Here is a 24,315-nt window from a genome sequence, read left to right on the forward strand (position 1 = left end):
GCGCGCGGCATCCTCGCGTTCGAAATCCCGCCGCTCGACATCCCGGCGCGGTGCGCCGGAACGCTGCGAGCGCGGGCGCGACGCACCCGGACGCTGCAGACCCTGCCGGTGCGGTCCCTTGTGCGAGGCGCCGCCACGCGACGACCCGTCCCTGGGCGGCCTGCCGCCGGGACCGGAGGAGCGCCCTCCTCTGCCCTTCATACCGAACTCCTCACCGCGATGGTCGTGAACGCGCCAGCCGCGAACGACGCGATCGCCTGATGCAATCCCATAGAGCCGCAAGGCGCGATAGTCACGCGCCGCGGCCCGCGCGCCGTCAGCCGGGCTCGCCGCGCTCGCGCCTGAGCTTGTCCCACCAGTCCATGCGCTTGCGGATCTCGCGCTCGAAACCACGCTCCACCGGCTGGTACAGGGACTGGCGGCCGATCGCCTCCGGCCAATAGTTCTGGCCCGAGAAGGCGTCGGGCTCGTCATGGTCGTAGCGATAGCCCTCGCCATAGCCCTCGGCCTTCATCAGCTTGGTCGGGGCGTTGAGGATGGTTTTCGGCGGCATCACGCTGCCGCGCTCCTTGGCCAGAGCCGAAGCGGCCTTCCAGGCAGTATAGGCGGCGTTCGATTTCGGCGCCGTGGCGACGTAGAGCACGGCATTCGCCAGCGCCAACTCGCCCTCGGGGCTGCCAAGGAAGTCATAGGCATCCTTGGCAGCATTGGCCACGACCAGGGCCTGCGGGTCGGCGAGGCCGATATCCTCCACCGCCATGCGCACCACGCGGCGGGCTATGAACAGCGGGTTCTCGCCGGCATCCAGCATGCGGGCGAGGTAGTAGAGCGCCGCGTCCGGGTCGGAGCCGCGCACGGTCTTGTGCAGCGCGGAAATGAGGTTGTAGTGGCCCTCCTGCGCCTTGTCGTAGATCGGCGCCCGCCGCTGCACGATCTCGACGAGCCCGGCCGTATCGAACACCTCGCCCGGCCCCGCCGCGCGCCAGACCTCCTCGGCAAGCGTCAGCACGGCGCGGCCGTCGCCGTCGGCCATGCGCACCAGCGCCTCGCGGGCATCGGAGTCGAGCGGCAGCGGCCGGCCCTCCTCCGCCTCGGCCCGGTCGAGCAGCTTGCCGAGGGCCGGCTCGTCCAGCGCCTTGAAGGTCAGGACCCGCGCCCGTGAGAGAAGCGCGGCATTCAGCTCGAAGGACGGGTTCTCCGTGGTCGCACCGACCAGCGTCACCGTGCCGTCCTCGACCACCGGCAGGAAGGCATCCTGCTGCGAGCGGTTGAAGCGGTGGATCTCGTCGACGAACAGCAGCGTGCCGCGCCCCTGGATGCGCCGCGACCTCGCCTGCTCGAACACTTTCTTGAGGTCCGCGACGCCGGTGAAGATCGCCGAGATCTGCTCGAAGGCCAGATCCGTCTCGCCGGCGAGCAGCCGCGCGACCGTCGTCTTGCCGGTGCCGGGCGGGCCCCAGAAGATCAGCGAGCCGAGCGAGCGCGTGCGCAGCAGCCGGGTCAGCGCGCCATCGGGCCCGGTCAGATGGTCCTGACCGGCCACTTCGGCGAGCGTGCGGGGCCGCAGGCGGTCGGCGAGCGGGCGCGGCGTCTTGGGATCCGGGCCGGCCGCCTCGAAAAGATCCACTTCAGCCGCCCGTCATCGAATTGATCACCTGGCCCTGCCGGTCGATCTGGAAGCGCCAGAGCCGCGAACGCTGGGCGGTCGCCCGCTGCAGCTCGCCGGGCGACTTGATCTCGGCGCCGTTCACGCCCAGCACGAGGTCGCCGGGCTGCAGGCCGATCTGCTGGGCCGGCGAGCCCGGTTCGACCTTGGTCACCACCACGCCTTCGTTGCGATGCGAGACGCGTACCTCTTCGGCAATGGCCGGCGACAGTGTCGTCACGGTCGCGCCCTGGAACGGCGACGGACCGGTCATCACCTCGGCGTCGCGCGGGCCTTCCGGAGCCCGCTCGAGCGCCACCGTGACGGTCATCGGCCGCCGCTCGCGCGTGACCTGCAGGGTGGTCGAGCCGCCGACCGGGCGGATGCCGAAGCGGTAGCCGAAACCGTCGGGATCGTTGACCGGGTGGCCATCGACGCCGGTGATCAGGTCGCCCGGCTTCAGCCCGGCCCGGGCCGCCGGGGAATTGGCCACCGTATTGACCACCAGCGCACCGGCCGGCCGCGTCAGGCCGAGGCTTTCCATGAGCTCGGCGGTGACCGGCTGCAAGGTCGCGCCGAACCAGGGCCGCCGCACCACCTGGCTGCCGCTGCGCGCCGATTCCAGCACCAGCCGAACCATGGCGGTGGGAATGGCGAAGCCGATGCCGTGGCTGCCGCCCGAGCGCGAGAAGATCGCCGTGTTGATACCGACGAGACGGCCATTCATGTCGACCAGCGCGCCGCCGGAATTGCCTGGATTGATGGCCGCATCGGTCTGCACGAAGGACTGATAGTCCGACACGCCGACCTGCGAGCGCGCCAGCGCCGAGACGATGCCCTGGGTGACCGTCTGGCCGACGCCGAAGGGATTGCCGATGGCGAGAACGAGGTCGCCGACCTCCAGCGCTTCCGAATCGCCGATATCGAGCACGGCAAGATCCGGCGGCGCCCCCTTGATCTTCAGCACGGCAAGATCGGTGCGCGGATCGCGCAGGATGATGTCGACCTCGAATTCACGCCGGTCGGCAAGCGCGATCTTCACCTCGGTCATGCCGTCGACGACATGGTTGTTGGTGATGACGAGCCCCGACCGGTCGGCAACCACGCCGGAACCAAGCGAACGGGCCACCTCCTCGCGCCGCGGCCCGGATCCGCCGCCGCGGTCGCCGAAGAAGCGGCGGAAGATCGGGTCCTCGAAGAACGGGTTGCGCACCTGTTCGACGCGCGCGCCATAGACGTTGACGACCGCCGGGGCCGCCTTGCGGACCACCGGACTGAACGAGAGCTGGATTTCGGCGCGGTTGGCCGGCGCCTGGCGGGGGGGGGCCTGGCCAAAGGCGGGCGCCGCCAGTCCGAGCGCGGAAACGAGGAGGGAAACGGCAGTGATGGGGGCAAATCGTGTCATGGTCATATCATAGCCTCCGCGCCGGCCGCCCGGAAGAGAAACGCTACGTCAGAGCGCTGCATAGCCGCGCCCGGAGCAGTGGTCGAATGCGCAGCCGTGAGTTGACCGGCCCCGGCCGAGCCGCGAGGCTCGCTGTTCAGGGGAACGCGTGGAAACAAGGGGCAGCCCCATGACGACGAGCGCATTCGCAGCCGGCAATTACCGTTTCATTCCAAGCGTCTTCCAATATTCGTCCGGCATTGCGGCGGATCCTGGTCATCACGTCGAGCGCATCACCTTCCGCAAGCCGCTGCCACTCAGGGAAGGCTTCGAAGCCATCGCCGCCCTGATCCGGGCAAGCGGCCGGCCGCTGACCGCCTTTTGCGCCTGCGAGCTGCGCTCGCCCGCGCCGTTTTCCGACAGCGGCTTCCGTTCCTTCAACGAGGCCTATGTCGAGACGCTGCGCGCCTGGGGCCTGTTCGACGGCACCACCAATCCAGTTGCCCGTTCCAATGTCTGTCCGGAAATCGCGCCGCCGGCTGAACCGTCCTTCCACGCCTTTTCCTTCGTCGCGACCGGGGATGCCGGCGCGCCGTCCTTCGTCATATCGGGGGGCGCCGAGGCGCGCGGCGGCAACGCCCCCTATGCCGAACGAATCGTGCGCTACCGGGACAGTTCCGCCGAAGCCCTGCGTGACAAGGCGGTGTTCGTGCTCGACGCCATGGAACAGCGGATGGCGGCCTTCGGCCATGGCTGGGCCGACACGACGGCGACGCAGCTCTACTGCGTGCACGACATCCACCCCTTCCTCGCCGACGAGATCGTCCGGCGCGGCGCCGCGCGGGCCGGGCTGACCTGGCACTACAACCGCCCGCCGGTGATCGGTCTCGACTATGAGATGGACTGCCGCAGCGTCACCGTCGAGCGGACCGCGTGACCACGGCCGAACCGTCCGGCATCGCCGCGCCGACGGCCCCCGCTGCCCCGGCACGCTTCCTCGGCCCCGCCCTCGCCGGCTTCTGCGGCATGCTGATCGGCATCGGTCTCGGCCGCTTCGGCTATCCGCCGCTGATCCCGATCATGGTCGAGGCCGGCTGGACCAGCCCGACCATCCTGCACCTTGCCGGGGCCTTCAACCTCGCCGGCTACATCCTGGGCGCGGTCACCGCCATCGGCGTCGCGGCCTGGCTCGGCCTCAGGCGCGCGGCCTTCGCCGCCGCGCTGCTCGCCGTGCTCGCGTTCGGGCTCTCGGCCATGCCCCTGCCGGACTGGGCCTTCATCACGCTGAGGGCAGTGTCCGGCCTCACCGGCGGCATCTTCATGATCGTCGTGCCGCCGGTCATTGCCGGCGTGGTGGCGCCGAGCCATCGCGGCCGGGCCGGCGGCATCACCTTTGCCGGGGTCGGCATCGGTTTTGCCCTGTCCGGCGTCGCCGTGCCGCTGCTCGCCGGCGCCGGACCGGCTGGCGCCTGGCTGGGACTGACCGCCGTCCTGATCGTCGCCAGCCTCATCATGATGGCGCTGCTGCCTGCCGCACCGGCCCCGGAACCAGCGCCCGGCTCCGCCCCGGAGGCGGCCGCGCCCTCATGGCGGCGTTCGGCGCCGTTCCTCGGGCTCGCCGCCGCCTATGCCGGCGCCTCGATCGGCTATGTGCCGCATACGCTGTTCTTCGTCGATCACGTCGCCCGCGACCTCGGCCACGGCCTTGCCGCCGGCGGCTGGATCTGGACCGCTTCCGGCGCCACGGCCGTTGCCGCGCCCCTGATCGCCGGCATGGCGGCCGACCGTTTCGGCTATGCGGCGGCGCTGCGCATCGTCGTCGCGCTGATGGCGCTCGGCGCGCTCCTGCCCGCCCTGACCGCGAGCCTGCCGTTGCTGGTTCTCTCGGGCATGCTGTGCGGTGGCCTGATGATCGGTCTCGGTTCGCTCGCCTCGGGCCGGACCCGCGAAATCGTCGGACCGCTCGCGCACACCAAGGCCTGGGCGCTGCAGACCATCCTGTTCGCCGTCTTCCAGGCGGCCGGCGCCTATGGCTTCACGGCGCTGCTGGCGGCGACCGGCAGCCACCAGTTCGTCTTCGTCAGCGCTGCCGCGATCCTCGCGGCCGGCCTCGCCGTCGAGCTTGCCGCCAGCCGCGGGCGCCGACCGGCATAAGAAAAAGGGCGACCCGAAGGCCGCCCTGCACCAGCCCGCTCACGCCTCCCTTATTCAGGGAACCGGCGCGGACCTCACTTTTCCGCAAGCGTCGATCAGCCGATCAGGCGGCGACCTGCTCGCCCTCGTCCGCCTTCGCCTGCACCGGGCCCGAATCCTGGCCCTTGGCATTGACGTCGCGGTCGACGAACTCGATCACGGCCACCGGCGCATTGTCGCCGTGACGGAAGCCCGCCTTCAGGACGCGGGTATAGCCACCCTGGCGCGCCTGATAACGGGGGCCGAGCACGTCGAACAGCTTCTTGACCATGGTCTCGTCGCGCAGCTGCGAGATCGCCTGGCGGCGGGCATGCAGGTCGCCCCGCTTGCCGAGGGTCACCAGCTTCTCGACGATCGGACGCAGGTCCTTCGCCTTCGGCAGGGTGGTGACGATCTGCTCGTGCTTGATCAGCGCGGCGCACATATTGGCGAACATCGCCTTGCGATGCTCCGCCGTGCGGTTGAATTTGCGGTGGGCCTTGCCGTGGCGCATCCCATGTCCTCCGATGACCCGCGGACCTCACGGTCGGCGGGAGTGTGATCAGTAGTGGTCCTCGAAGCGCTTGGCCAGCTCTTCGATATTTTCCGGCGGCCAGCCCGAAACCTCCATCCCGAGGTGGAGGCCCATCTGGGCAAGCACTTCCTTGATTTCGTTCAGCGACTTGCGGCCGAAATTCGGAGTGCGGAGCATTTCCGCCTCCGTCTTCTGGATCAGGTCGCCGATATAGACGATGTTGTCGTTCTTCAGGCAGTTCGCCGAGCGGACCGACAGTTCGAGCTCGTCGACCTTCTTCAGGAGTGCCGGGTTGAAGGCGAGATCCGGGATCTGCTCCTGGACCACTTCCTTGCGCGGCTCCTCGAAGTTCACGAAGATTTCGAGCTGGTCCTGCAGGATGCGCGCCGCATAGGCGATGGCATCGTCCGGGCTCACCGAGCCATTGGTTTCCACCGACAGGGTGAGCTTGTCGTAGTCGAGCACCTGGCCTTCGCGGGTCGGCGAGACCTGGTACGAGACCTTCTTGACCGGCGAGTAGAGGCTGTCGACCGGGATGAGCCCGATCGGCGCGTCCTCGGCCCGGTTCTTCTCCGCCGGCACATAGCCCTTGCCGGTGTTGACGGTGAACTCCATGCGGATCGCGGCGCCCTCGTCGAGGGTGCAGATCACGAGGTCGGGGTTCAGCACCACGACGTCGCCAACCGTCTGGATGTCGCCGGCGGTGACGACGCCCGGGCCGTCCTTGCGCAGGACCATGCGCTTCGGTCCATCGCCCTGCATCTTGATGGCGATGTCCTTGATGTTGAGGATGATGTCGGTGACATCCTCACGCACGCCGGCAATCGACGAGAACTCGTGCAGCACGCCGTCGATCTGGACGGCCGAAACGGCCGCGCCCTGGAGCGATGACATCAGGATGCGCCGCAGCGCGTTGCCGAGCGTCACGCCGAAACCGCGCTCGAGCGGCTCGGCGGTCGCGGTCGCAAAACGCTTCGGGTCGTCGCCGGCGACGATGTTGAGCTTCTCCGGCTTGATCAGTTCCTGCCAGTTCTTCTGGATCACGGTATCACCTTCGCTGATAGCGGGCCGCTGTCTCGTCCCCTGCAGGACCTTGACGCCCGTTTCCCCGATCATGGGGACATGGAACCGCCGGCCGCTGCAGGGCGGGCCGGCGATTGCGAAACGACAGACGAATCAGACGCGCCGACGCTTGCGCGGGCGGCAGCCGTTGTGCGGGATCGGCGTCACGTCACGGATCGAGGTGACGGTGAAGCCGGCGGCCTGCAGCGCACGCAGCGCCGATTCACGGCCCGAGCCCGGACCGGAGACCTCGACCTCGACGGTCCGCATGCCGTGCTCGGTGGCCTTGCGGGCGGCGTCCTCGGCGGCGACCTGGGCGGCATACGGGGTCGACTTGCGCGAGCCCTTGAAGCCCATCGTGCCGGCCGACGACCAGGCAATGGTATTGCCCTGGGCATCGGTGATCGTGATCATCGTGTTGTTGAACGACGCATTCACGTGGCAGACGCCCGATGCGATGTTCTTGCGCTCGCGGCGGCGAACGCGTGTGGCTTCCTTGGCCATGACTTCTGTCCTTGTCCTTCAGACGCGCCCGTGATGCCAGGCGCTCGGGAAAACATGCGCCGGAGCGGCAGGACCGCTCCGGCCGGAATGCTTACTTCTTCTTGCCGGCGATCGCCTTGGCGGGCCCCTTGCGGGTGCGGGCATTGGTATGGGTGCGCTGGCCGCGGACCGGCAGGCCCTTGCGGTGGCGCAGGCCGCGATAGCAGCCGAGGTCCATCAGACGCTTGATGTTCATCGACACTTCACGACGCAGGTCACCCTCGACCATGTAGTCGCGGTCGATGACTTCGCGGATCTGCAGCACTTCCTGGTCGGTCAGCTGGTTGACCCGACGCTCGGCCGGGATCTTGACCTTTTCGCAGATCTCGGCGGCGAACTTCGCGCCGATGCCGTGAATGTACTGCAGCGCAATGACGGTGCGCTTGTTGGTCGGGATATTGACACCCGCGATACGAGCCATTTCTCGTCTCCATGTCGGCCACGCGGCGACGCGCGGCGGTGAAAAGAACCATGCGCCGGTGGAGGCCGGCCCCTGCATGGGTGTTCGCCAAACGAAAAAGGCGCCGTCTGCTCACGCAAACGGAGCCCGTTTCCGTCATTTGAACGAGGCGTGCCACATAACCGTTGCAGGCCCGTTCGTCAAGGCGCAATCGCGCCCCCGTCTCACGCCTCGAGGATCGCCGCGATCGCCTGCGTCACCTCGTCGATCGGCGCCATGCCGTCGACCGTGTGCAGCGTGCCCTTGGTCGCATAGTAGTGCGACACCGGCGCCGTCTGAGCCCGATAGGCCTCGAGGCGCTTGTGCAGCGCGGCGGCATTGTCGTCCGGCCGCACCGGCTCACCGCGCGCCGTCATCTCGGCGACGCGGGTCTCGATGCGCTGCAACAGGATCGCCTCGTCGACGACGAGCTCGATCACCGCATCCAGCTTCAGCCCATGACGGCCGAGCATGGCATCGAGCGCCTCGGCCTGACCGACCGTGCGTGGAAAGCCATCCAGGATGAAGCCCTTCGCGCAGTCCGGCTCGGCGATCCGGTCCTCGATGATCCCGACCACGATCTCGTCGGAGACAAGCTCGCCGCGCGCCATCACGTCCTTGGCCTTCAGCCCGACGGGCGTGCCGGCCTTCACCGCCGCCCGCAGCATGTCGCCCGTCGACAGCTGCACGATGCCGTGCCGATCGACCAGGCGCTGTGCTTGGGTCCCCTTCCCCGCTCCGGGAGGCCCGAGCAGAATCAGTTTCATCGACGCTTCCCCCGCAGTTGGGATTTCTTGACCAGTCCTTCGTACTGGTGAGCCAGAAGGTACCCCTGGACCTGAGCGACCGTATCCATCGTCACGGTCACGACGATCAGGAGCGACGTGCCGCCGAGCAGATAGAAGCTCTGGCCGAGTTGGGCGATCATCAGCTCCGGGATGAGGCAGACCAGCGCGATATACGCGGCGCCGATCACCGTGATGCGGGTCAGCACATAGTCGATATAGGCCGCCGTCTTCTCGCCGGGCCGGATGCCCGGGATGAAGCCGCCATATTTGCGCAGATTGTCGGCCGTCTCCTGCGGATTGAACACGATCGCGGTGTAGAAGAAGCAGAAGAACACGATCAGCAGGAGATAGAGCGCCAGGAACAGCGGCTGGCCATGGCCGAGCAGCTGCGACATCAGCCGCAGCCATTCCGGCGGATTGGCCTGGAACGACAGCGCGGTGGTGGGCAGCAGCAGCAGCGAGGAGGCGAAGATCGGCGGGATGACGCCGGCCGTGTTGAGCTTCAGCGGCAGGTGCGAGGAATTGCCCTCGAACACCTTGTTGCCGACCTGGCGCTTCGGATACTGGATCAGCAGCCGGCGCTGGGCGCGCTCGCAGAAAACGATCACCGCGACGGTGACGACGATCAGGATCAGCAGGCCGAGCAGCAGCGGCGTCGACAGGACACCCTGGCGGCCGAGCTCGAAGGCCTGGGCCAGCACGCTCGGCAGTTCCGCCACGATGCCGGCGAAGATGATCAGCGAGATGCCGTTGCCGATGCCGCGCTGGGTGATCTGCTCGCCGAGCCACATCATGAACATGGTGCCGCCGGTCAGCGTGATGACCGTGGTGATCATGAAGAACAGGCCGGGATTGGCGACGATCTGCCCGGAGGACTGCAGGCCCGCCGAAATGCCCCAGGACTGGAACACCGCCAGCACCACCGTCAGATAGCGGGTGTACTGGTTGAGCTGCTTGCGGCCCATCTCGCCTTCCTTCTTGAGCTTTTCGAGCTCGGGAACGACGGCGGTCAGAAGCTGGATGATGATGGAGGCCGAGATATACGGCATGATGTTCAGCGCGAAGATCGCCATGCGCCCGACGGCGCCGCCGGCGAACACGTTGAACATCGCGAGCACCCCGCCCTGCGACGAGGTGAAGATCTGGCGGAGCGCTTCCGGGTCGATTCCCGGCAGCGGGATATAGGTGCCGATCCGGTAGACGAGCAGCGCGCCGAGGGTGAACCAGATGCGCTTCTTCAGGTCCTCGGCCTTGGCCAGGGCGCCGAAATTCAGGTTGGCGGCCAATTGTTCCGCTGCCGATGCCATGGTGGCTCCGATGCAAGTGGTCGCGGACGCGGCGAAGCTTGTCCGTCGAAAGGTTGCATTCACTTAGCGGCCCGAAGCCCGAAGCGCCAGTCCCCGAAAGGACGGTTGCGCAAGCTTTCCCGCCGGGGGCGGACCGCGTCAGACGAAAGGGGCCGCCTGTTGCGTGAAAGCCCGGAACACCGGTTCCCGAAAGCGCGGTTGCGCAAGCTTTCCCGCCGGGGGCGGACCGCATCAGACGAAAGGGGCCGGTCCTTGCGAACCGACCCCTGACGCAATCGTTCAGGCTTCCTGTATCCTGGTGCCGAAGCTCCCGCGCCTTCGCGGCGCGGCCTGCTTGCCGGCTCCGGGATCGCCGGCTGCCGCTCAGGCAGCCGCTTCGGCCTTCGGCTTCAGCACGGTGATCGATCCGCCGGCCTTCTCGACCGCCGCGACCGCGCCCGAGGAGGCGCCGTGGACGGTGAGCTGCACGGCAGCCTTGATCTCGCCGGTCGCGACCACCCGGATGCCGTCGCGCGAGCGGCGCACGACGCCGGCGGCCACCAGGCCCGCCTCATCGATGGCGCCCGGCTTCAGCTTGCCGGCGTCGAGCGCGCGCTGGATCCGGCCCAGCGTCACCTCGACATAGTCGGGGCGGAAGATGTTGTTGAAACCGCGCTTCGGCAGGCGCCGATGGAGCGGCATCTGGCCACCCTCGAAGCCCTTGATCGCAACGCCCGAGCGGGACTTCTGGCCCTTGACGCCACGGCCAGCGGTCTTGCCCTTGCCCGAGCCGATGCCGCGGCCGACGCGGATCCGGCGCTTTACGGCGCCTTCATTGTCCTTCAAGTCGACGAGTTTCATGATCTCAGCCCTCGACCACTTTCACGAGGTGAGCCACCTTCGCGATCATGCCGCGGACGGCCGGAGTATCCTCCAGCGTGGCACGGCGGTGCAGTTTGTTCAGCTTGAGGCCGATCAGCGTCGCCTGCTGCGAACCTTCGCGGCGAATGGGCGATGCGATCTGCTCCAGCGTGACGGTCTTCTTGGTCATCGTCTGATCCTCACGCGTCGCCTTCGCCCTCCTCGCGGCGACGGCCCTGGAGGGCAGACACCTTGAGGCCGCGGCGCGCCGCGACGGAGCGCGGGCTGTCCTGGTTCTTCAGCGCGTCGAAAGTCGCCCGCACCATGTTGTACGGGTTCGACGAGCCCATCGACTTGGCGACGACATCGGCCATGCCGAGCGTCTCGAAGACGGCGCGCATCGGGCCGCCCGCGATGATGCCGGTACCGGCGGGAGCGGCGCGCAGGATCACCTTGCCGGCGCCGTGGCGGCCGGCGACGTCATGATGCAGCGTCCGGCCCTCGCGCAGCGCGACGCGGATGAAGCCGCGCTTGGCAGCTTCGGTCGCCTTGCGGATGGCTTCCGGCACTTCGCGCGCCTTGCCGTGGCCATAGCCGACCCGGCCCTTCTGGTCGCCGACGACGACGAGCGCAGCGAAACCGAAGCGCTTGCCGCCCTTCACCGTCTTCGAAACGCGGTTGATGTGCACCAGCTTGTCGGTGAATTCCGAGTCCCGCTCCTCGCGGTCCCGCTCACGTTCACGAGCCATGAATTAAGTCCTTTCGGCGGAAACCGCCCGTGTTCGCTTAGAAGCTCAGGCCGCCCTCGCGGGCGCCTTCGGCGAGAGACTTGACCCGCCCGTGGTAGAGATAGGCGCCGCGGTCGAACACGACCTCGGTGACGCCCGCCTTCACCGCGCGCTCGGCGACGAGCTTGCCGACGGCATTGGCCGCGGCGACGTCCGCACCGGTCTTCAGCGAAGACTTCATCTCTTTCTCGAGCGAGGAGGCACTCGCGACGGTCACGCCCTTCTGGTCGTCGATGATCTGTGCATAGATATGCTTCGACGACCGGAACACGCTAAGCCGCGGACGCCCATTCGCCGCCGTGCGCAGAGCACGACGAACACGCGCCTTGCGACGCTCCGTTGCATCCTTTGAATTGGCCATGATCGGCTCCTCTTCGATGGATCGGCCCCGCCAGCGGGGCCGCCACCATCACTTCTTCTTGCCTTCCTTGCGGAAGATGAATTCGCCTTCGTACTTGACGCCCTTGCCCTTGTAGGGCTCCGGACCGCGGAACTCGCGGATCTCGGCGGCGACCTGTCCGACCTGCTGCTTGTCCGTTCCGGACACCACGATTTCGGTCGGCTTGGGCGTCGCGATCGTGATGCCGGCCGGCACCGGATAGTTGATGTCGTGGCTGTAGCCAAGAGCCAGGTTCAGCACCTTGCCCTGGGCGGCAGCGCGATAGCCGACGCCGGTGATCTCGAGCTTCTTCTCGAAGCCCTTGGTCACGCCGACGACCAGGTTGGACACGCGGGTGCGCGCCATGCCCCACATGGAGCGGGCACGCTTGCTCTGGTCGCGCGGGTCGATCTTGAGGGCATTGCCCTCGAGGCCGACGACGATGTCGTCAGGGCAGGTGAAGGCGAGTTCGCCCTTCGGGCCCTTGACCTTGACGGTCTGGCCGCTGACCTGGGCGGTGACGCCCGCGGGCACGGCGACCGGTTTCTTGCCGATACGAGACATGGGAAGAATTCCTCGTCCTGAAGCTGCTCCGCCGGTCAGAAGACCGTGCAGAGCACCTCCCCGCCCACGTTCTGGTCGCGAGCCTCATGGTCGGCCATCACGCCCTTCGGGGTCGAAATGATGGTGATGCCGAGGCCGTTCGACACGCGCGGCGTGTTGCCGACGCCGGCATAGACGCGCCGGCCGGGCTTCGACACGCGGGCGATCCGGCGGATCACCGGCTCGCCGTCGAAATATTTGAGTTCGATTTCGAACTCGGAACGGCCGTTCGGATGGGTCACCGTCATATAGTCACGGATATAGCCTTCCGACTTCAGCACTTCGAGCACGCGGGCGCGCAGCTTGGAGCCCGGCGTCGTCACGCGGTTCTTGCGGCGCATCTGCGCATTGCGGATGCGGGTCAGCATATCGCCGAGCGGATCGTTGAGAGCCATGGGTCCCCTCCTCTCACCAGCTCGACTTCACGAGGCCCGGAATGAGCCCCTTGTTGCCGAGTTCACGCAGAGCCACGCGGCTCATGCCGAGCTTGCGATAGAAGGCGCGGGAGCGGCCGGTCACTTCGCAGCGGTTCTTGATGCGGACCTTCGCGCCATTGCGCGGCAGGCTCGCGAGCTTCACGGTGGCCGCGAAACGCTCCTCGATCGGGAGCGACTGGTTCATCACGATGTCCTTGAGCGCGGCGCGCTTCTTGGCATCGCGCTGAACCAGAGCGCGGCGGCGGTTGTTCTTCTCGATGGAGCTGGTCTTCGCCATCTGAAGGTTTCTCCTGGTTTCCGCGTCTGAGACGGGCTTCTTTAACGACTAGAAACCCGGCTCACTGCCGGAACGGGAAGTTGAAGGCCTGGAGGAGAGCACGAGCCTCCTCGTCGGTCTTCGCGGTGGTGCAGACGATGATGTCCATGCCCCACATCTGATCGACCTTGTCGTAGGCGATCTCGGGGAACACGACATGCTCCTTCAGGCCCATGGCGAAGTTGCCGTGGCCATCGAAGCTCTTCGGGTTCAGGCCGCGGAAGTCACGAACGCGCGGCAGCGCGATGGTGACCAGGCGGTCCAGGAACTCGTACATGCGCTGCTTGCGCAGGGTGACCTTGCACCCGAGCGGCATGTTCTCGCGAACCTTGAAGTTCGAGATCGCCTTGCGGGCACGGGTGATGACCGGCTTCTGGCCGGTGATCAGCGCGAGATCCGCGGCGGCGACCGTCGCCTTCTTGGAATCGGCGGTCGACTCGCCGACGCCCATGTTCACGACGATCTTCTCGATCGCCGGGATTTCGAGGGCGTTCTTGTAGCCGAACTGCTCGACGAGCTTCTGCCGCACGACGGCGTCGTAATGCGCCTTCAGGCGCGGGGTTTCAGCGGCCTCAGCCATTGATGGTCTCCCCGGATTTCTTGGCGACACGCACCTTCTTGCCGTCGGAGAGGACCTTGAAGCCGACGCGGGTCGGCTTGTTGTCCTTGGGGTCGGCGATCGCCAGATTCGACAGGTGGATCGGGGCCTCCTTGGAGATGATCCCGCCTTCCTGGTTCTGGGTCTGGCGCTGGTGGCGCTTGACGATGTTGACGCCGCGCACGAGAGCCCGGCTCTCGGTCGGCATGACCTGGATCACCTCGCCGGTGCGACCCTTGTCGCGCCCGGTGATGACCACGACCTTGTCACCCTTGCGGATCTTGGCGGCCATCACAGCACCTCCGGGGCAAGCGAAATGATCTTCATGTGGTTCTTGGCGCGCAGCTCGCGCGGAACCGGTCCGAAGATACGGGTGCCGATCGGCTCTTTCTGGTTGTTGATCAGCACGGCCGCGTTGCGGTCGAAGCGGATCACCGAGCCATCCAGGCGGCGGATATCCTTGGCGGTGCGAACGACGACGGCCTTCATGACGTCGCCCTTCTTCACGCGGCCGCGCGGAATAGCCTCCTTCACCGACACCACGATGATGTCGCCGACATGGGCGTACCGGCGCTTCGCGCCCCCAAGCACTTTGATGCACATGACGCGGCGCGCGCCTGAATTATCCGCCACATCAAGATTGGTTTGCATCTGGATCATGACGCAACCTCTTCCTTTCGCGCCCGTCTCGGATCAACCCGACGGCGGCGCGCTGTTCTCAACGAAACCGACGGCTCACGCCTTCGGCAGCACGACCCAACGCTTGAGCTTCGAGATGGGCTTAGTCTCCTCGATGCTCACCACATCGCCCGTCTTGAAGGTCCCAGCCTCGTCATGGGCATGGTAGTTCTTCGTCCGGCGGACGGTCTTCTTCAGCAGCGGGTGGGTGAAGCGACGCTCCACCTTCACCACCACGGTCTTTTCCTGCTTGTCGCTGACGACAACGCCCTGGAGCACACGCTTCGGCATGCCGCTCTCCTTACTTCTTGGCGTCGCGCTTTTGCGCGGCGATGGTCTTGACGCGGGCGATGTCGCGGCGGACCTGACGGACGCGCGCGACGTTTTCCAACTGGCCGGTGGCCTTCTGGAAGCGCAGGTTGAACTGCTCCTTCTTCAGGTCACCCAGCGTGCCCTCGAGCTCGTCGAGGGTCTTGGTCCGGATTTCTTCGGCCTTCATGATCCTCGTGTCCTCACTCGGCGATGCGCTGGACGAAGCGCGTCTTGATCGGCAGCTTGGCCGCGGCGAGTTCGAGCGCCTTCTTGGCGACATCGACCGGCACGCCGTCGATCTCGAACATGATGCGCCCCGGGGCAACCTTGGCGGCCCAGAATTCCGGAGCGCCCTTACCCTTACCCATGCGGACTTCGGCGGGCTTCTTGGAGACCGGCACATCCGGGAAGATGCGGATCCAGACGCGGCCGGCGCGCTTCATCTCGCGGGTCATCGCGCGGCGGGCCGCCTCGATCTGACGCGCGGTGATGCGCTCGGGTGCCATCGCCTTGAGGCCGAACTGGCCGAAGTTGAGATCCGTGCCGCCCTTCGCGGTGCCGGAGATCCGACCCTTGAACTGCTTACGGAACTTGGTTTTCTTGGGCTGAAGCATGGCTTAAGACCTCTCCTCAAGCCGCGTCGCGATCGCGGTCACCACCGCGCGGGCCACGACGGGTCGAGCCCTCGCCCTCGGCCAGGCGCTTGTCCTGGGCCATGGGGTCATGCTCCATGATCTCGCCCTTGAAGATCCACACCTTCACGCCGCAGGTTCCGTAGGTCGTGAACGCGGTCGCAACGCCGTAGTCGACGTCGGCGCGCAGGGTGTGCAGCGGCACGCGGCCTTCGCGATACCACTCGAGGCGAGCGATTTCGGCGCCGCCGAGACGGCCCGAGCAGTTGATGCGGATGCCCTCGGCGCCGAGACGCATGGCCGACTGAACGGCCCGCTTCATGGCGCGGCGGAACGCCACGCGGCGCTCCAGCTGCTGGGCGATCGACTCGGCGACCAGCGTCGCGTCGGTTTCCGGCTTGCGGATCTCGACGATGTTGATGACGACCTCGGCCGAAGTCAGCTTCGACACCGCCTTCTTCAGCTTCTCGATGTCGGCGCCCTTCTTGCCGATGACGATGCCCGGACGCGCCGAGTGGACCGTCACGCGGCACTTGCGGTGCGGACGCTCGATGACGATCTTCGACACCGCCGCCTGCTTCAGCAGCTTCATCAGCTCACGGCGGATCTTCAGATCCTCGTGCAGAAGCTTGCCGTATTCGCCCTTGTTGGCGAACCAGCGCGAGTCCCAGGTGCGGTTGATGCCGAGGCGGAAGCCGATCGGATTGATCTTCTGTCCCATGGTCTTCTCCTCAGGCCGCAGCTTCTTCGACCTGACGAACGACGATCGTCAGGTGCGAGAACGGCTTTTCGATCCGCGCGCCGCGGCCACGGGCGCGGGCATGGAAGCGCTTCAGCACCATGGCCTTGCCGACATGGGCTTCGGCCACGATGAGATCGTCGACGTCGAGATCATGGTTGTTCTCGGCGTTGGCGATCGCGCTCTCCAGGCACTTCCGGACGGCGCCGGCAATGCGCTTGCGCGAAAATTCGAGATCGGCGAGCGCGGTGTCGACCGGCTTGCCGCGGATGAGCGCCGCAACGAGGTTCAGCTTGCGCGGGCTGACGCGCAGCATGCGCGCGATCGCCTTCGCCTCGTTGTCCTTCAGCGCGCGCGGGGTGGCGGACTTACCCATGGCTCACCTCACTTCCGCTTGGCTTTTTTGTCGGCCGCATGGCCGTAGAAGGTGCGGGTCGGCGAGAACTCGCCGAACTTGTGGCCGACCATTTCCTCGGTGACCTGCACCGGGACGTGCTTCTGACCGTTGTAGACGCCAAAGGTCAGCCCGACGAAATGGGGCAGGATCGTGGAGCGGCGGCTCCAGATCTTGATGACCTCATGCCGACCCGACGTACGGGAGGTATCGGCCTTCTTCAGGAGGTATCCGTCGATGAACGGACCTTTCCAGACGGAACGTGCCATAACGGGCCTCGATTACTTCTTCTTCGAATGACGGCTCGACACGATGAACTTGTCGGTCCGCTTGTTCGAACGAGTCTTCTTGCCCTTGGTCGGGAAGCCCCAGGGCGTGACGGGATGGCGGCCACCGGACGTGCGGCCTTCGCCGCCGCCGTGCGGGTGGTCAACCGGGTTCATGGCAACGCCGCGATTGTGCGGACGCAGGCCCTTCCAACGGTTGCGGCCGGCCTTGCCGATCGCGACGTTCATGTGGTCCGGGTTCGACACCGCGCCGATCGAGGCGAGGCAGCGGCCGTGGACCAGGCGCTGTTCGCCCGAATTCAGGCGAAGGATCACGTAGCCCTCGTCGCGACCGACGATCTGGGCATAGGTGCCGGCGGAACGCGCCACCGCGCCGCCCTTGCCGATCTTCATCTCGACGTTGTGGACGATCGTGCCGACCGGAATATTGGCAACCGGCATGCAGTTGCCCGGCTTCACGTCGACGCTTTCGCCGGAGATGACGGTGTCGCCAACGCCCAGGCGCTGCGGCGCCAGGATGTAGGACAGCTCGCCGTCGGCATATTTGATCAGCGCGATGAAGGCCGAGCGGTTCGGATCGTATTCGATCCGCTCGACGACCGCCGCGACGTCAGCCTTGCGCCGCTTGAAGTCGACCAGGCGGTACGACTTCTTGTGGCCGCCGCCGCGGAAGCGCGAGGTGACGCGACCGAGATTGTTGCGGCCGCCGGTCGACGACTTGCCTTCGGTCAGGGTCTTGACCGGCTTGCCCTTGTAGAGCGCGGACCGATCGACGAGGACCAGCTGGCGCAGGCCCGGCGTGATCGGTTTGAAGGTCTTGAGTGCCATGGTTTAAGTCCCCTCGCCTCACAGACCGGTCGTGATGTCGATCGAGTGGCCCTCGGCGAGGGTGACGACCGCTTTCTTCACGTCCGAGCGCTGGCCGAGAATGCCCTTGAAGCGCTTGGTCTTGCCCTTTTGGACGAGCGTGTTCACGCTCTTGACCTTCACGTCGAACAGCTTCTCCACGGCCGCCTTGATCTGCGGCTTGGTGGCGGTGCTGGCAACCTTGAAGATCACCTGGTTCTGTTCCGCGACCAACGAGCCCTTCTCGGTGATCAGCGGCGACTTGATGACGTCGTAGTGACGCGGATCGACCGTGCTCATTTGAAGCGCGCCTCCAGCGCATCCACCGCCGCCTTCGTCAGCACGAGCGTGTTGCGACGCATGATGTCGTAAACGTTGATGCCCTGGATCGGCAGGACGTCGACGAGCGGGATGTTGCGGGCGGCCAGGGCGAAGTTGCGATCCACCTCGGCACCGTCAACGATCAGCGCGCTCGCCAGGCCCAGCTTTTCGAACTGGGCCTTCAGCGCCTTGGTCTTCAGCTGGCTCGCCGCGGCATTGTCGATGACGACGATCGAGCCGGCCTTGACCTTGGCCGAGAGCGCATGACGCAGGCCGAGCGCGCGCACCTTCTTGGGCAGCGCATGCTCGTGCGAGCGCGGCGTCGGGCCGAAGGAGCGGCCGCCGCCACGGAACAGGTTGGCCCTGGCCGAGGCGTGACGGGCCGAACCGGTGCCCTTCTGCTTGTACATCTTCTTGCCCGTGCGGTGGATTTCCGCCCGGTTCTTGACGTCGTGCGTGCCGGCGCGGCGCTTGGCGAGCTGCCAGCGCACGACGCGGTGCAGGATATCGGCGCGCGGCTCGAGACCGAAGATCTCGTCCGACAGATCGACCGACCCGGCTTCAGCGCCTTCGAGGGTCTTGACCACGAATTTCATCTCAACCCTCCGTCGACTCGGCGGCGGGAGCGTCGGCACCCGGCAGCTTGAAGCTGCCCGGAACCGGCACGTCCTTCGGCAGCGGCTTCTTGACGGCATCGCGAACGAGGATCCAGCCGCCTTTGGAGCCGGGAACCGCGCCCTCCACCAGAATGAGGCCGCGCTCCACGTCGGTGCGGACAACCTTCAGGTTCTGCGTCGTCACGCGCACGTCGCCCATATGGCCGGCCATGCGCTTGTTCTTGAACACGCGGCCCGGATCCTGGCGCATGCCGGTCGAACCATGCGAGCGGTGCGAGATCGAGACGCCGTGGGTGGCGCGCAGACCGCCGAAATTGTGGCGCTTCATGGCGCCGGCGAACCCCTTGCCGACCGTGGTGCCCGTCACGTCGACGAACTGCCCGGGCAGGAAGTGGTCAGCCGAAAAGCGCGCGCCGACCGGCACGACCTCGGCCGTTCCGACGCGGAACTCGACGAGCTCATGCTTCGGCTCGACCTTCGCCACGGCGAAATGGCCGCGCTGGGCCTTGGTCGTGTTCTTCACCTTGGCGAGGCCGGCACCGAGCTGCAGCGCGGTATAGCCGTCCTTGTCAGCCGTACGGTGGGCGACGACCTGGCAGTCGTCGAGCAACAGCACCGTCACGGGGACGTGCTCACCGCCTTCGGTGAAGATGCGGGTCATCCCCATCTTCTTTGCAATCACACCGGAACGCATCGCGCGCATTCCTTTTTCTTTGGGTCATCCTGTCGCCCTTGGTTTGGCAAGGACCGGAGAGGACCCGGGTTCAACGAGACGCACCGTCATCGGTGCGTCATGCGACTCAGAGCTTGATCTCGACGTCGACGCCGGCAGCGAGATCGAGCTTCATCAGGGCGTCGACCGTCTGCGGGGTCGGGTCCACGATGTCGAGCAGCCGCTTGTGGGTGCGGATCTCGAACTGCTCGCGCGACTTCTTGTCGATGTGCGGCGAGCGGTTGACCGTGAACTTCTCGATCCGCGTCGGCAGCGGGATCGGGCCACGCACCTGGGCGCCGGTGCGCTTGGCGGTGTTGACGATCTCACGCGTCGACGTGTCCAGGACCCGGTGGTCGAACGCCTTGAGGCGGATCCGGATGTTCTGACCGTTCATAGGTTCAGCCCCTTCAGGCAAAGCGACCAGGGTGCGCGGCTTGCGCCGCGCAACCCCGAGAATGGATTACTCGATGATGGAAGCGACGACGCCGGCACCGACGGTGCGGCCGCCTTCACGGATGGCGAAGCGCAGCTTCTCTTCCATGGCGATCGGCACGATCAGGTTGACCGTCATGGCGATGTTGTCGCCCGGCATGACCATTTCGGTGCCCTCGGGCAGGTGCACGATGCCGGTCACGTCGGTGGTGCGGAAGTAGAACTGCGGACGATAGTTGGTGAAGAACGGCGTGTGACGGCCACCCTCCTCCTTCGTCAGGATGTAGGCCTCGGCCTTGAACTTGGTGTGCGGCTTCACCGAGCCCGGCTTGCACAGGATCTGCCCGCGCTCCACGTCCTCGCGCTTCGTGCCGCGCAGCAGCGCGCCGATATTGTCGCCCGCCTGGCCCTGGTCGAGCAGCTTGCGGAACATTTCGACGCCCGTCACCGTCGTCTTGGCGGTGTCCTTGATGCCGACGATCTCGACTTCCTCGCCCACCTTCACGATGCCGCGCTCGACGCGGCCGGTCACCACCGTGCCGCGGCCCGAGATCGAGAACACGTCTTCGATCGGCATCAGGAACGGCTGGTCCACCGGACGCTCCGGCTGCGGGATGTACTCGTCAACCGTCTGCATCAGCTTGAGCACCGCGTCGCGGCCGATCGCCGGCTCGCGGTCCTCCAGCGCGCACAGCGCCGAGCCCTTCGTGATCGGAATGTCGTCGCCCGGGAAGTCGTACTTCGACAAGAGCTCGCGCACCTCGAGCTCGACCAGTTCGAGCAGCTCGGCGTCGTCCACCATGTCGACCTTGTTCAGGAACACCACCAGCGCGGGAACGCCGACCTGGCGCGCCAGCAGGATGTGCTCGCGCGTCTGCGGCATCGGGCCGTCGGCCGCCGACACGACCAGGATCGCCCCGTCCATCTGCGCCGCGCCCGTGATCATGTTCTTCACGTAGTCCGCGTGACCGGGGCAGTCGACATGCGCGTAGTGACGGTTCGTCGTCTCGTATTCGACATGCGCCGTCGAGATCGTGATGCCGCGCGCCTTCTCTTCCGGCGCCTTGTCGATCTGGTCATAGGCCGTGAACGTCGCGCCACCGCTCTCCGCCAGGACCTTCGTGATCGCCGCCGTCAGCGACGTCTTGCCGTGGTCGACGTGACCGATCGTGCCGATGTTGCAGTGCGGCTTGTTGCGTGCGAACTTTTCCTTGGCCATGACGGCCTCCTTCAATCTTCGTCCGACGTCAGGCCCGGCAGGCCCCCGTCGAGAGGTATGACCAACGCTTAGGCGTATTTGGCCTGGACATCGGCGGCGACGTTGGACGGCGCCTGCTCATAGTGGCTGAACTGCATCGTGTAGCTGGCGCGACCCTGGCTGAACGAACGCAGCTGGTTGACGTAACCGAACATGTTCATCAGCGGCACCATGGCATGGACGACATTGGCGTTGCCGCGCATGTCCTGGCCCTGGATCTGGCCGCGCCGGGAGTTCAGATCGCCGATGACCGAACCGGTATATTCCTCCGGCGTCACGACCTCGACGTTCATGATCGGCTCGAGCAGAACCGAGCCGCACTTCTGCAGCGCTTCGCGCATGGCGGCGCGCGAGGCGATTTCGAAGGCGAGCGCCGACGAGTCGACCTCGTGGTAGGCGCCGTCAACCAGCGCCACCTTGATGTCGACCACCGGGAAGCCGGCGATGATGCCGGCGCCCATCACCGAGGCGAGGCCCTTCTCGACGCCCGGCAGATATTCCTTCGGAACCGCGCCGCCGATGATCCGCGACTCGAACTCGAACCCCTTGCCCGGCTCGTTCGGCTCGACCACGAACTTCACCCGCGCGAACTGGCCGGTACCACCGGTCTGCTTCTTGTGGGTGTAGTCGATCTCGCCCTTCTTGGTGATCTTCTCGCGGAAGGCCACCTGCGGGGCGCCGACCGTCACGTCGACCTTGTGGGTGCGGCGCAGGATGTCGACCTTGATGTCGAGATGCAGTTCGCCCATGCCCTTGATACGGGTCTGGCCGGACTCGGCATCGGTCGACACGCGGAACGACGGATCCTCGCTGGCCAGCTTGATCAGCGCCAGAGCCATCTTTTCCTGGTCGGCCTTGGTCTTCGGCTCGATCGCCATCTCGATGACCGGCTCGGGGAACTCCATGCGCTCCAGGATGACCGGCTTCTGCGGATCGCAGAGCGTGTCACCGGTGCGGGTGTCCTTCAGGCCGACCAGGGCGACGATGTCGCCGGCATAGGCTTCCGAGATTTCCTCGCGGTTGTTGGCGTGCATGAGCACCATGCGGCCGACGCGCTCGGTCTTCTCGCGGCTCGAATTCATGAGCGAGACGCCCTTTTCGAGCTTGCCCGAATAGATCCGGCAGAAGGTCAGGACGCCGTACTGGTCGTCCATGATCTTGAAAGCGAGGATCGACAGCGGCTCGGCGTCCGACGACTTGCGCTCGGTCTCGGCCTCGGTCTTCGGGTCGATGCCCTTGATCGCCGGGCGGTCGACCGGCGACGGCAGGTAGTCGACGACGGCGTCGAGCAGCGTCTGGACGCCCTTGTTCTTGAAGGCCGAGCCGCACAGCACCGGGAAGAAGGCCGAGGTCAGCACGGCCTTGCGGATCAGGCGCTTCAGGGTCGCCTCGTCGGGCTCGTTGCCCTCGAGATAGGCGGTCATGGCATCGTCGTCGAGTTCGACGGCGGCCTCGACCAGCTCGTTGCGATACTGGGCGGCCTTGTCCTTGAGGTCGTCCGGGATGTCCAGGTTCGGGTTGAACTCGGCGCCGAGCGCCTCGCCCGACCAGACGACGGCCTTCATGCGGACGAGGTCGATGACGCCCTTGAAGTTCGATTCCGAGCCGATCGGCAGCTGGATCGCGACCGGCTTGGCGCCGAGACGCTTCTTGATGTCATCCAGGCACATGTAGAAGTCTGCGCCCGTCTTATCCATCTTGTTGCAGAAGACGATGCGCGGCACGCGGTACTTGTCGCCCTGGCGCCAGACGGTCTCGGTCTGCGGCTCGACGCCCTGGTTGGAATCGAGAACGCAGACGGCGCCGTCGAGCACGCGCAGCGAACGCTCGACCTCGATGGTGAAGTCGACGTGGCCGGGGGTGTCGATGATGTTCAGGCGCTTGCCGGCCCACTGGGCGGTGGTGGCCGCCGACGTGATCGTGATGCCGCGCTCCTGCTCCTGCTCCATGAAGTCCATGGTCGCGGCGCCGTCGTGGACTTCGCCGATCTTATGGGACTTGCCGGTGTAGAAGAGGATCCGCTCGCTCGTCGTCGTCTTGCCCGCATCGATGTGGGCCATGATGCCGAAATTGCGGTAGTCTTCGATCGCGTGAGTGCGCGCCATGATCGTGATCCTTCAGGTCCTGCCGGGGCCTGGGTTTCGTTACCAGCGGTAGTGCGAGAACGCGCGGTTGGCTTCCGCCATCTTGTGCGTGTCTTCGCGCTTCTTCACCGCATTGCCGCGATTGTTGGAGGCGTCGAGCAGCTCCGCCGAGAGCTTGTCGACCATGGTCTTGTCGTTGCGGGCGCGCGCGGCCTGGATCAGCCAGCGGATGGCCAGGGCCTGGCGGCGGTCCGGACGAACCTCGACCGGCACCTGGTAGGTGGCGCCGCCGACGCGCCGCGACCGAACCTCGATCGCCGGCATGACGTTCTCGAGCGCGGCCTGGAACACGGTCAGCGGTTCCTGCTTCGACTTGGCCTCGATCACATCGAACGCCCCGTAGACGATCTGCTCGGCAACCGACTTCTTGCCTTCGTACATGACCGAGTTCATGAACTTGGTCAGCACGACGTTGCCGTATTTGGCGTCCGGGATGATCTCCCGCTTCTCTGCCCGGTGACGACGCGACATCGTTCTCTCCGTAAACCTCTAGAGCCACCAGCCGCCCCGACCCGGCGCAACACGCGCCTCGGCCAGGGCGGCCGGCGGAAACCTCACTTCGGACGCTTGGCGCCGTACTTCGACCGGCGCTGCTTGCGGTTCTTCACGCCCTGCGTATCGAGCACGCCGCGCAGGATGTGGTAGCGCACGCCCGGAAGGTCCTTGACGCGACCGCCGCGGATCATGACCACCGAGTGCTCCTGCAGGTTGTGACCCTCACCCGGAATGTAACCGATGACCTCGAAGCCATTGGTAAGACGAACCTTTGCCACCTTGCGGAGCGCCGAGTTCGGCTTCTTCGGGGTCGTCGTATAGACGCGCGTGCAAACACCACGCTTCTGCGGGCAGCCCTCCATGTGGCGGGACTTTTCGCGATAGGTGCGCGGCTGACGCGGCTTGCGGATCAGCTGGTTGACGGTCGGCATCGGCGGCCTTGTCCTTAAACCTAACGAGGTCCGGCAAGCCGGCCCCCACCAAAGCGTGCGAATGCTCGTCTCATTTGCGAAACGAACAACCGGGCGCTCGGCCTGCCTGTGAAGGCAAACGGCGCCCGGCGAAAACAGAGGATCACCGCGCGATGAAGCGAGGCGATCATGCAATCGA

35 protein-coding genes and 1 pseudogene are annotated in these 24,315 nt (G+C 66.3%); 3 read left to right on the top strand and 33 right to left on the bottom strand.

Features of this window, described 5'->3' with window-relative positions; all coding sequences use genetic code 11:
• A partial coding sequence (locus tag OZ671_RS20765) for a hypothetical protein (RefSeq protein WP_268862524.1) occupies positions 1 to 261 on the top strand: 261 nt, incomplete at its 5' end.
• A gap of 55 nt (positions 262 to 316) precedes the next feature.
• Here OZ671_RS20765 and OZ671_RS20770 read toward each other — a convergent pair.
• A complete protein-coding gene (locus OZ671_RS20770) occupies positions 317 to 1,627 on the bottom strand; it encodes a replication-associated recombination protein A (RefSeq protein ID WP_268862525.1) in 1,311 nt (436 codons plus the stop codon).
• A 1-nt stretch (position 1,628) separates the two neighbouring features.
• Positions 1,629 to 3,056 carry a DegQ family serine endoprotease gene (locus tag OZ671_RS20775; RefSeq protein WP_268862526.1) on the bottom strand — a complete coding sequence of 476 codons (1,428 nt, stop codon included), beginning with the start codon at positions 3,054 to 3,056 and terminating at the stop codon, positions 1,629 to 1,631.
• A 163-nt stretch (positions 3,057 to 3,219) separates the two neighbouring features.
• Here OZ671_RS20775 and cnbZ point away from each other — a divergent pair, with 163 nt between their 5' ends.
• Positions 3,220 to 3,966 carry a 2-amino-5-chloromuconate deaminase CnbZ gene (gene cnbZ / locus OZ671_RS20780; protein ID WP_268862527.1) on the top strand — a complete coding sequence of 249 codons (747 nt, stop codon included), beginning with the start codon at positions 3,220 to 3,222 and terminating at the stop codon, positions 3,964 to 3,966.
• On the top strand, positions 3,963 to 5,183 hold the full coding sequence (locus OZ671_RS20785; protein ID WP_268862528.1) for a YbfB/YjiJ family MFS transporter: 1,221 nt from the start codon (positions 3,963 to 3,965) through the stop codon (positions 5,181 to 5,183). Before cnbZ ends, OZ671_RS20785 begins: the two co-directional genes overlap by 4 nt.
• Before the next feature lie 103 nt (positions 5,184 to 5,286).
• Here OZ671_RS20785 and rplQ read toward each other — a convergent pair whose 3' ends face one another.
• The 31 genes and pseudogenes from rplQ to rpsL all read right to left on the bottom strand — a co-directional run bounded on the left by rplQ (position 5,287) and on the right by rpsL (position 24,137).
• Positions 5,287 to 5,715, bottom strand: coding sequence for a 50S ribosomal protein L17 (gene rplQ / locus OZ671_RS20790; RefSeq protein WP_038312268.1), 429 nt, complete (start codon positions 5,713 to 5,715; stop codon positions 5,287 to 5,289).
• 48 nt (positions 5,716 to 5,763) lie between these two features.
• On the bottom strand, positions 5,764 to 6,798 hold the full coding sequence (locus OZ671_RS20795; protein ID WP_268862563.1) for a DNA-directed RNA polymerase subunit alpha: 1,035 nt from the start codon (positions 6,796 to 6,798) through the stop codon (positions 5,764 to 5,766).
• Between the two features lie 114 nt (positions 6,799 to 6,912).
• Positions 6,913 to 7,302 (bottom strand): 30S ribosomal protein S11, encoded by a 390-nt coding sequence (gene rpsK, locus OZ671_RS20800; protein ID WP_038312265.1) that lies wholly within the window; start codon positions 7,300 to 7,302, stop codon positions 6,913 to 6,915.
• A gap of 91 nt (positions 7,303 to 7,393) precedes the next feature.
• On the bottom strand, positions 7,394 to 7,762 hold the full coding sequence (gene rpsM, locus OZ671_RS20805) for a 30S ribosomal protein S13 (protein WP_268862529.1): 369 nt from the start codon (positions 7,760 to 7,762) through the stop codon (positions 7,394 to 7,396).
• Between the two features lie 206 nt (positions 7,763 to 7,968).
• A pseudogene (locus OZ671_RS20810) lies at positions 7,969 to 8,547 on the bottom strand (adenylate kinase); the annotation flags it as partial.
• Positions 8,544 to 9,875, bottom strand: a complete 1,332-nt coding sequence (secY, locus tag OZ671_RS20815) for a preprotein translocase subunit SecY (protein WP_038312257.1) — start codon at positions 9,873 to 9,875, stop codon at positions 8,544 to 8,546. The pseudogene OZ671_RS20810 and the gene secY, both read right to left, overlap by 4 nt.
• Before the next feature lie 363 nt (positions 9,876 to 10,238).
• Positions 10,239 to 10,715, bottom strand: a complete 477-nt coding sequence (rplO, locus tag OZ671_RS20820) for a 50S ribosomal protein L15 (protein ID WP_038312254.1) — start codon at positions 10,713 to 10,715, stop codon at positions 10,239 to 10,241.
• Positions 10,716 to 10,719: 4 nt separating this feature from the next.
• Positions 10,720 to 10,905 (bottom strand): 50S ribosomal protein L30, encoded by a 186-nt coding sequence (rpmD, locus tag OZ671_RS20825; RefSeq protein WP_038312251.1) that lies wholly within the window; start codon positions 10,903 to 10,905, stop codon positions 10,720 to 10,722.
• Between the two features lie 10 nt (positions 10,906 to 10,915).
• Positions 10,916 to 11,464, bottom strand: a complete 549-nt coding sequence (gene rpsE, locus OZ671_RS20830; protein WP_038312249.1) for a 30S ribosomal protein S5 — start codon at positions 11,462 to 11,464, stop codon at positions 10,916 to 10,918.
• Between the two features lie 37 nt (positions 11,465 to 11,501).
• Positions 11,502 to 11,864: a 50S ribosomal protein L18 gene (rplR, locus tag OZ671_RS20835; RefSeq protein ID WP_038312246.1), complete on the bottom strand. Its 363-nt coding sequence runs from the start codon at positions 11,862 to 11,864 to the stop codon at positions 11,502 to 11,504.
• Positions 11,865 to 11,912: 48 nt separating this feature from the next.
• Positions 11,913 to 12,446 carry a 50S ribosomal protein L6 gene (rplF, locus tag OZ671_RS20840; protein ID WP_038312243.1) on the bottom strand — a complete coding sequence of 178 codons (534 nt, stop codon included), beginning with the start codon at positions 12,444 to 12,446 and terminating at the stop codon, positions 11,913 to 11,915.
• 35 nt (positions 12,447 to 12,481) lie between these two features.
• Positions 12,482 to 12,880: a 30S ribosomal protein S8 gene (gene rpsH, locus OZ671_RS20845; protein ID WP_038312240.1), complete on the bottom strand. Its 399-nt coding sequence runs from the start codon at positions 12,878 to 12,880 to the stop codon at positions 12,482 to 12,484.
• Positions 12,881 to 12,893: 13 nt separating this feature from the next.
• The gene (gene rpsN / locus OZ671_RS20850; RefSeq protein ID WP_038312238.1) at positions 12,894 to 13,199 is read right to left on the bottom strand and encodes a 30S ribosomal protein S14; all 306 of its coding nucleotides are present in this window, start codon (positions 13,197 to 13,199) and stop codon (positions 12,894 to 12,896) included.
• A gap of 61 nt (positions 13,200 to 13,260) precedes the next feature.
• The gene (rplE, locus tag OZ671_RS20855) at positions 13,261 to 13,818 is read right to left on the bottom strand and encodes a 50S ribosomal protein L5 (protein ID WP_038312236.1); all 558 of its coding nucleotides are present in this window, start codon (positions 13,816 to 13,818) and stop codon (positions 13,261 to 13,263) included.
• Entirely contained in the window at positions 13,811 to 14,128 is a 318-nt protein-coding gene (rplX, locus tag OZ671_RS20860) for a 50S ribosomal protein L24 (RefSeq protein WP_038312234.1), read from the bottom strand. The genes rplE and rplX overlap by 8 nt, the downstream gene beginning before the upstream one ends.
• A complete protein-coding gene (rplN, locus tag OZ671_RS20865; RefSeq protein WP_038312231.1) occupies positions 14,128 to 14,496 on the bottom strand; it encodes a 50S ribosomal protein L14 in 369 nt (122 codons plus the stop codon). Before rplN ends, rplX begins: the two co-directional genes overlap by 1 nt.
• Before the next feature lie 75 nt (positions 14,497 to 14,571).
• Entirely contained in the window at positions 14,572 to 14,805 is a 234-nt protein-coding gene (gene rpsQ / locus OZ671_RS20870) for a 30S ribosomal protein S17 (protein WP_038312229.1), read from the bottom strand.
• A 10-nt stretch (positions 14,806 to 14,815) separates the two neighbouring features.
• The gene (gene rpmC / locus OZ671_RS20875) at positions 14,816 to 15,013 is read right to left on the bottom strand and encodes a 50S ribosomal protein L29 (RefSeq protein ID WP_038312227.1); all 198 of its coding nucleotides are present in this window, start codon (positions 15,011 to 15,013) and stop codon (positions 14,816 to 14,818) included.
• Between the two features lie 13 nt (positions 15,014 to 15,026).
• Positions 15,027 to 15,440, bottom strand: a complete 414-nt coding sequence (gene rplP, locus OZ671_RS20880; protein ID WP_038312226.1) for a 50S ribosomal protein L16 — start codon at positions 15,438 to 15,440, stop codon at positions 15,027 to 15,029.
• Positions 15,441 to 15,456: 16 nt separating this feature from the next.
• Positions 15,457 to 16,179 (bottom strand): 30S ribosomal protein S3, encoded by a 723-nt coding sequence (rpsC, locus tag OZ671_RS20885; protein ID WP_038312224.1) that lies wholly within the window; start codon positions 16,177 to 16,179, stop codon positions 15,457 to 15,459.
• Positions 16,180 to 16,189: 10 nt separating this feature from the next.
• Positions 16,190 to 16,573, bottom strand: coding sequence for a 50S ribosomal protein L22 (gene rplV, locus OZ671_RS20890; protein ID WP_038312222.1), 384 nt, complete (start codon positions 16,571 to 16,573; stop codon positions 16,190 to 16,192).
• Positions 16,574 to 16,581: 8 nt separating this feature from the next.
• Positions 16,582 to 16,860 (bottom strand): 30S ribosomal protein S19, encoded by a 279-nt coding sequence (rpsS, locus tag OZ671_RS20895; protein ID WP_038312220.1) that lies wholly within the window; start codon positions 16,858 to 16,860, stop codon positions 16,582 to 16,584.
• 12 nt (positions 16,861 to 16,872) lie between these two features.
• Positions 16,873 to 17,706 carry a 50S ribosomal protein L2 gene (gene rplB, locus OZ671_RS20900; RefSeq protein WP_038312218.1) on the bottom strand — a complete coding sequence of 278 codons (834 nt, stop codon included), beginning with the start codon at positions 17,704 to 17,706 and terminating at the stop codon, positions 16,873 to 16,875.
• A gap of 18 nt (positions 17,707 to 17,724) precedes the next feature.
• Entirely contained in the window at positions 17,725 to 18,024 is a 300-nt protein-coding gene (locus OZ671_RS20905) for a 50S ribosomal protein L23 (protein WP_038312216.1), read from the bottom strand.
• Positions 18,021 to 18,641 carry a 50S ribosomal protein L4 gene (gene rplD, locus OZ671_RS20910; protein ID WP_038312213.1) on the bottom strand — a complete coding sequence of 207 codons (621 nt, stop codon included), beginning with the start codon at positions 18,639 to 18,641 and terminating at the stop codon, positions 18,021 to 18,023. The genes OZ671_RS20905 and rplD overlap by 4 nt, the downstream gene beginning before the upstream one ends.
• A 1-nt stretch (position 18,642) precedes the next feature.
• Positions 18,643 to 19,356, bottom strand: coding sequence for a 50S ribosomal protein L3 (gene rplC, locus OZ671_RS20915; protein ID WP_038312294.1), 714 nt, complete (start codon positions 19,354 to 19,356; stop codon positions 18,643 to 18,645).
• Positions 19,357 to 19,462: 106 nt separating this feature from the next.
• On the bottom strand, positions 19,463 to 19,771 hold the full coding sequence (gene rpsJ / locus OZ671_RS20920) for a 30S ribosomal protein S10 (RefSeq protein ID WP_035038345.1): 309 nt from the start codon (positions 19,769 to 19,771) through the stop codon (positions 19,463 to 19,465).
• Positions 19,772 to 19,837: 66 nt separating this feature from the next.
• Entirely contained in the window at positions 19,838 to 21,028 is a 1,191-nt protein-coding gene (tuf, locus tag OZ671_RS20925; protein WP_038312176.1) for an elongation factor Tu, read from the bottom strand.
• Positions 21,029 to 21,096: 68 nt separating this feature from the next.
• Positions 21,097 to 23,172, bottom strand: a complete 2,076-nt coding sequence (gene fusA / locus OZ671_RS20930; RefSeq protein WP_038312209.1) for an elongation factor G — start codon at positions 23,170 to 23,172, stop codon at positions 21,097 to 21,099.
• Positions 23,173 to 23,211: 39 nt separating this feature from the next.
• Positions 23,212 to 23,682: a 30S ribosomal protein S7 gene (gene rpsG / locus OZ671_RS20935; protein ID WP_038312206.1), complete on the bottom strand. Its 471-nt coding sequence runs from the start codon at positions 23,680 to 23,682 to the stop codon at positions 23,212 to 23,214.
• Positions 23,683 to 23,765: 83 nt separating this feature from the next.
• Complete coding sequence (rpsL, locus tag OZ671_RS20940; protein ID WP_038312203.1) at positions 23,766 to 24,137, bottom strand: 30S ribosomal protein S12; 372 nt, start codon at positions 24,135 to 24,137, stop codon at positions 23,766 to 23,768.
• Between the last annotated feature and the right edge of the window lie 178 nt (positions 24,138 to 24,315).

The sequence above is a fragment of the Phreatobacter sp. AB_2022a genome (genome assembly GCF_026847585.1).
Taxonomy (GTDB): Bacteria; Pseudomonadota; Alphaproteobacteria; order Rhizobiales; family Phreatobacteraceae; genus Phreatobacter.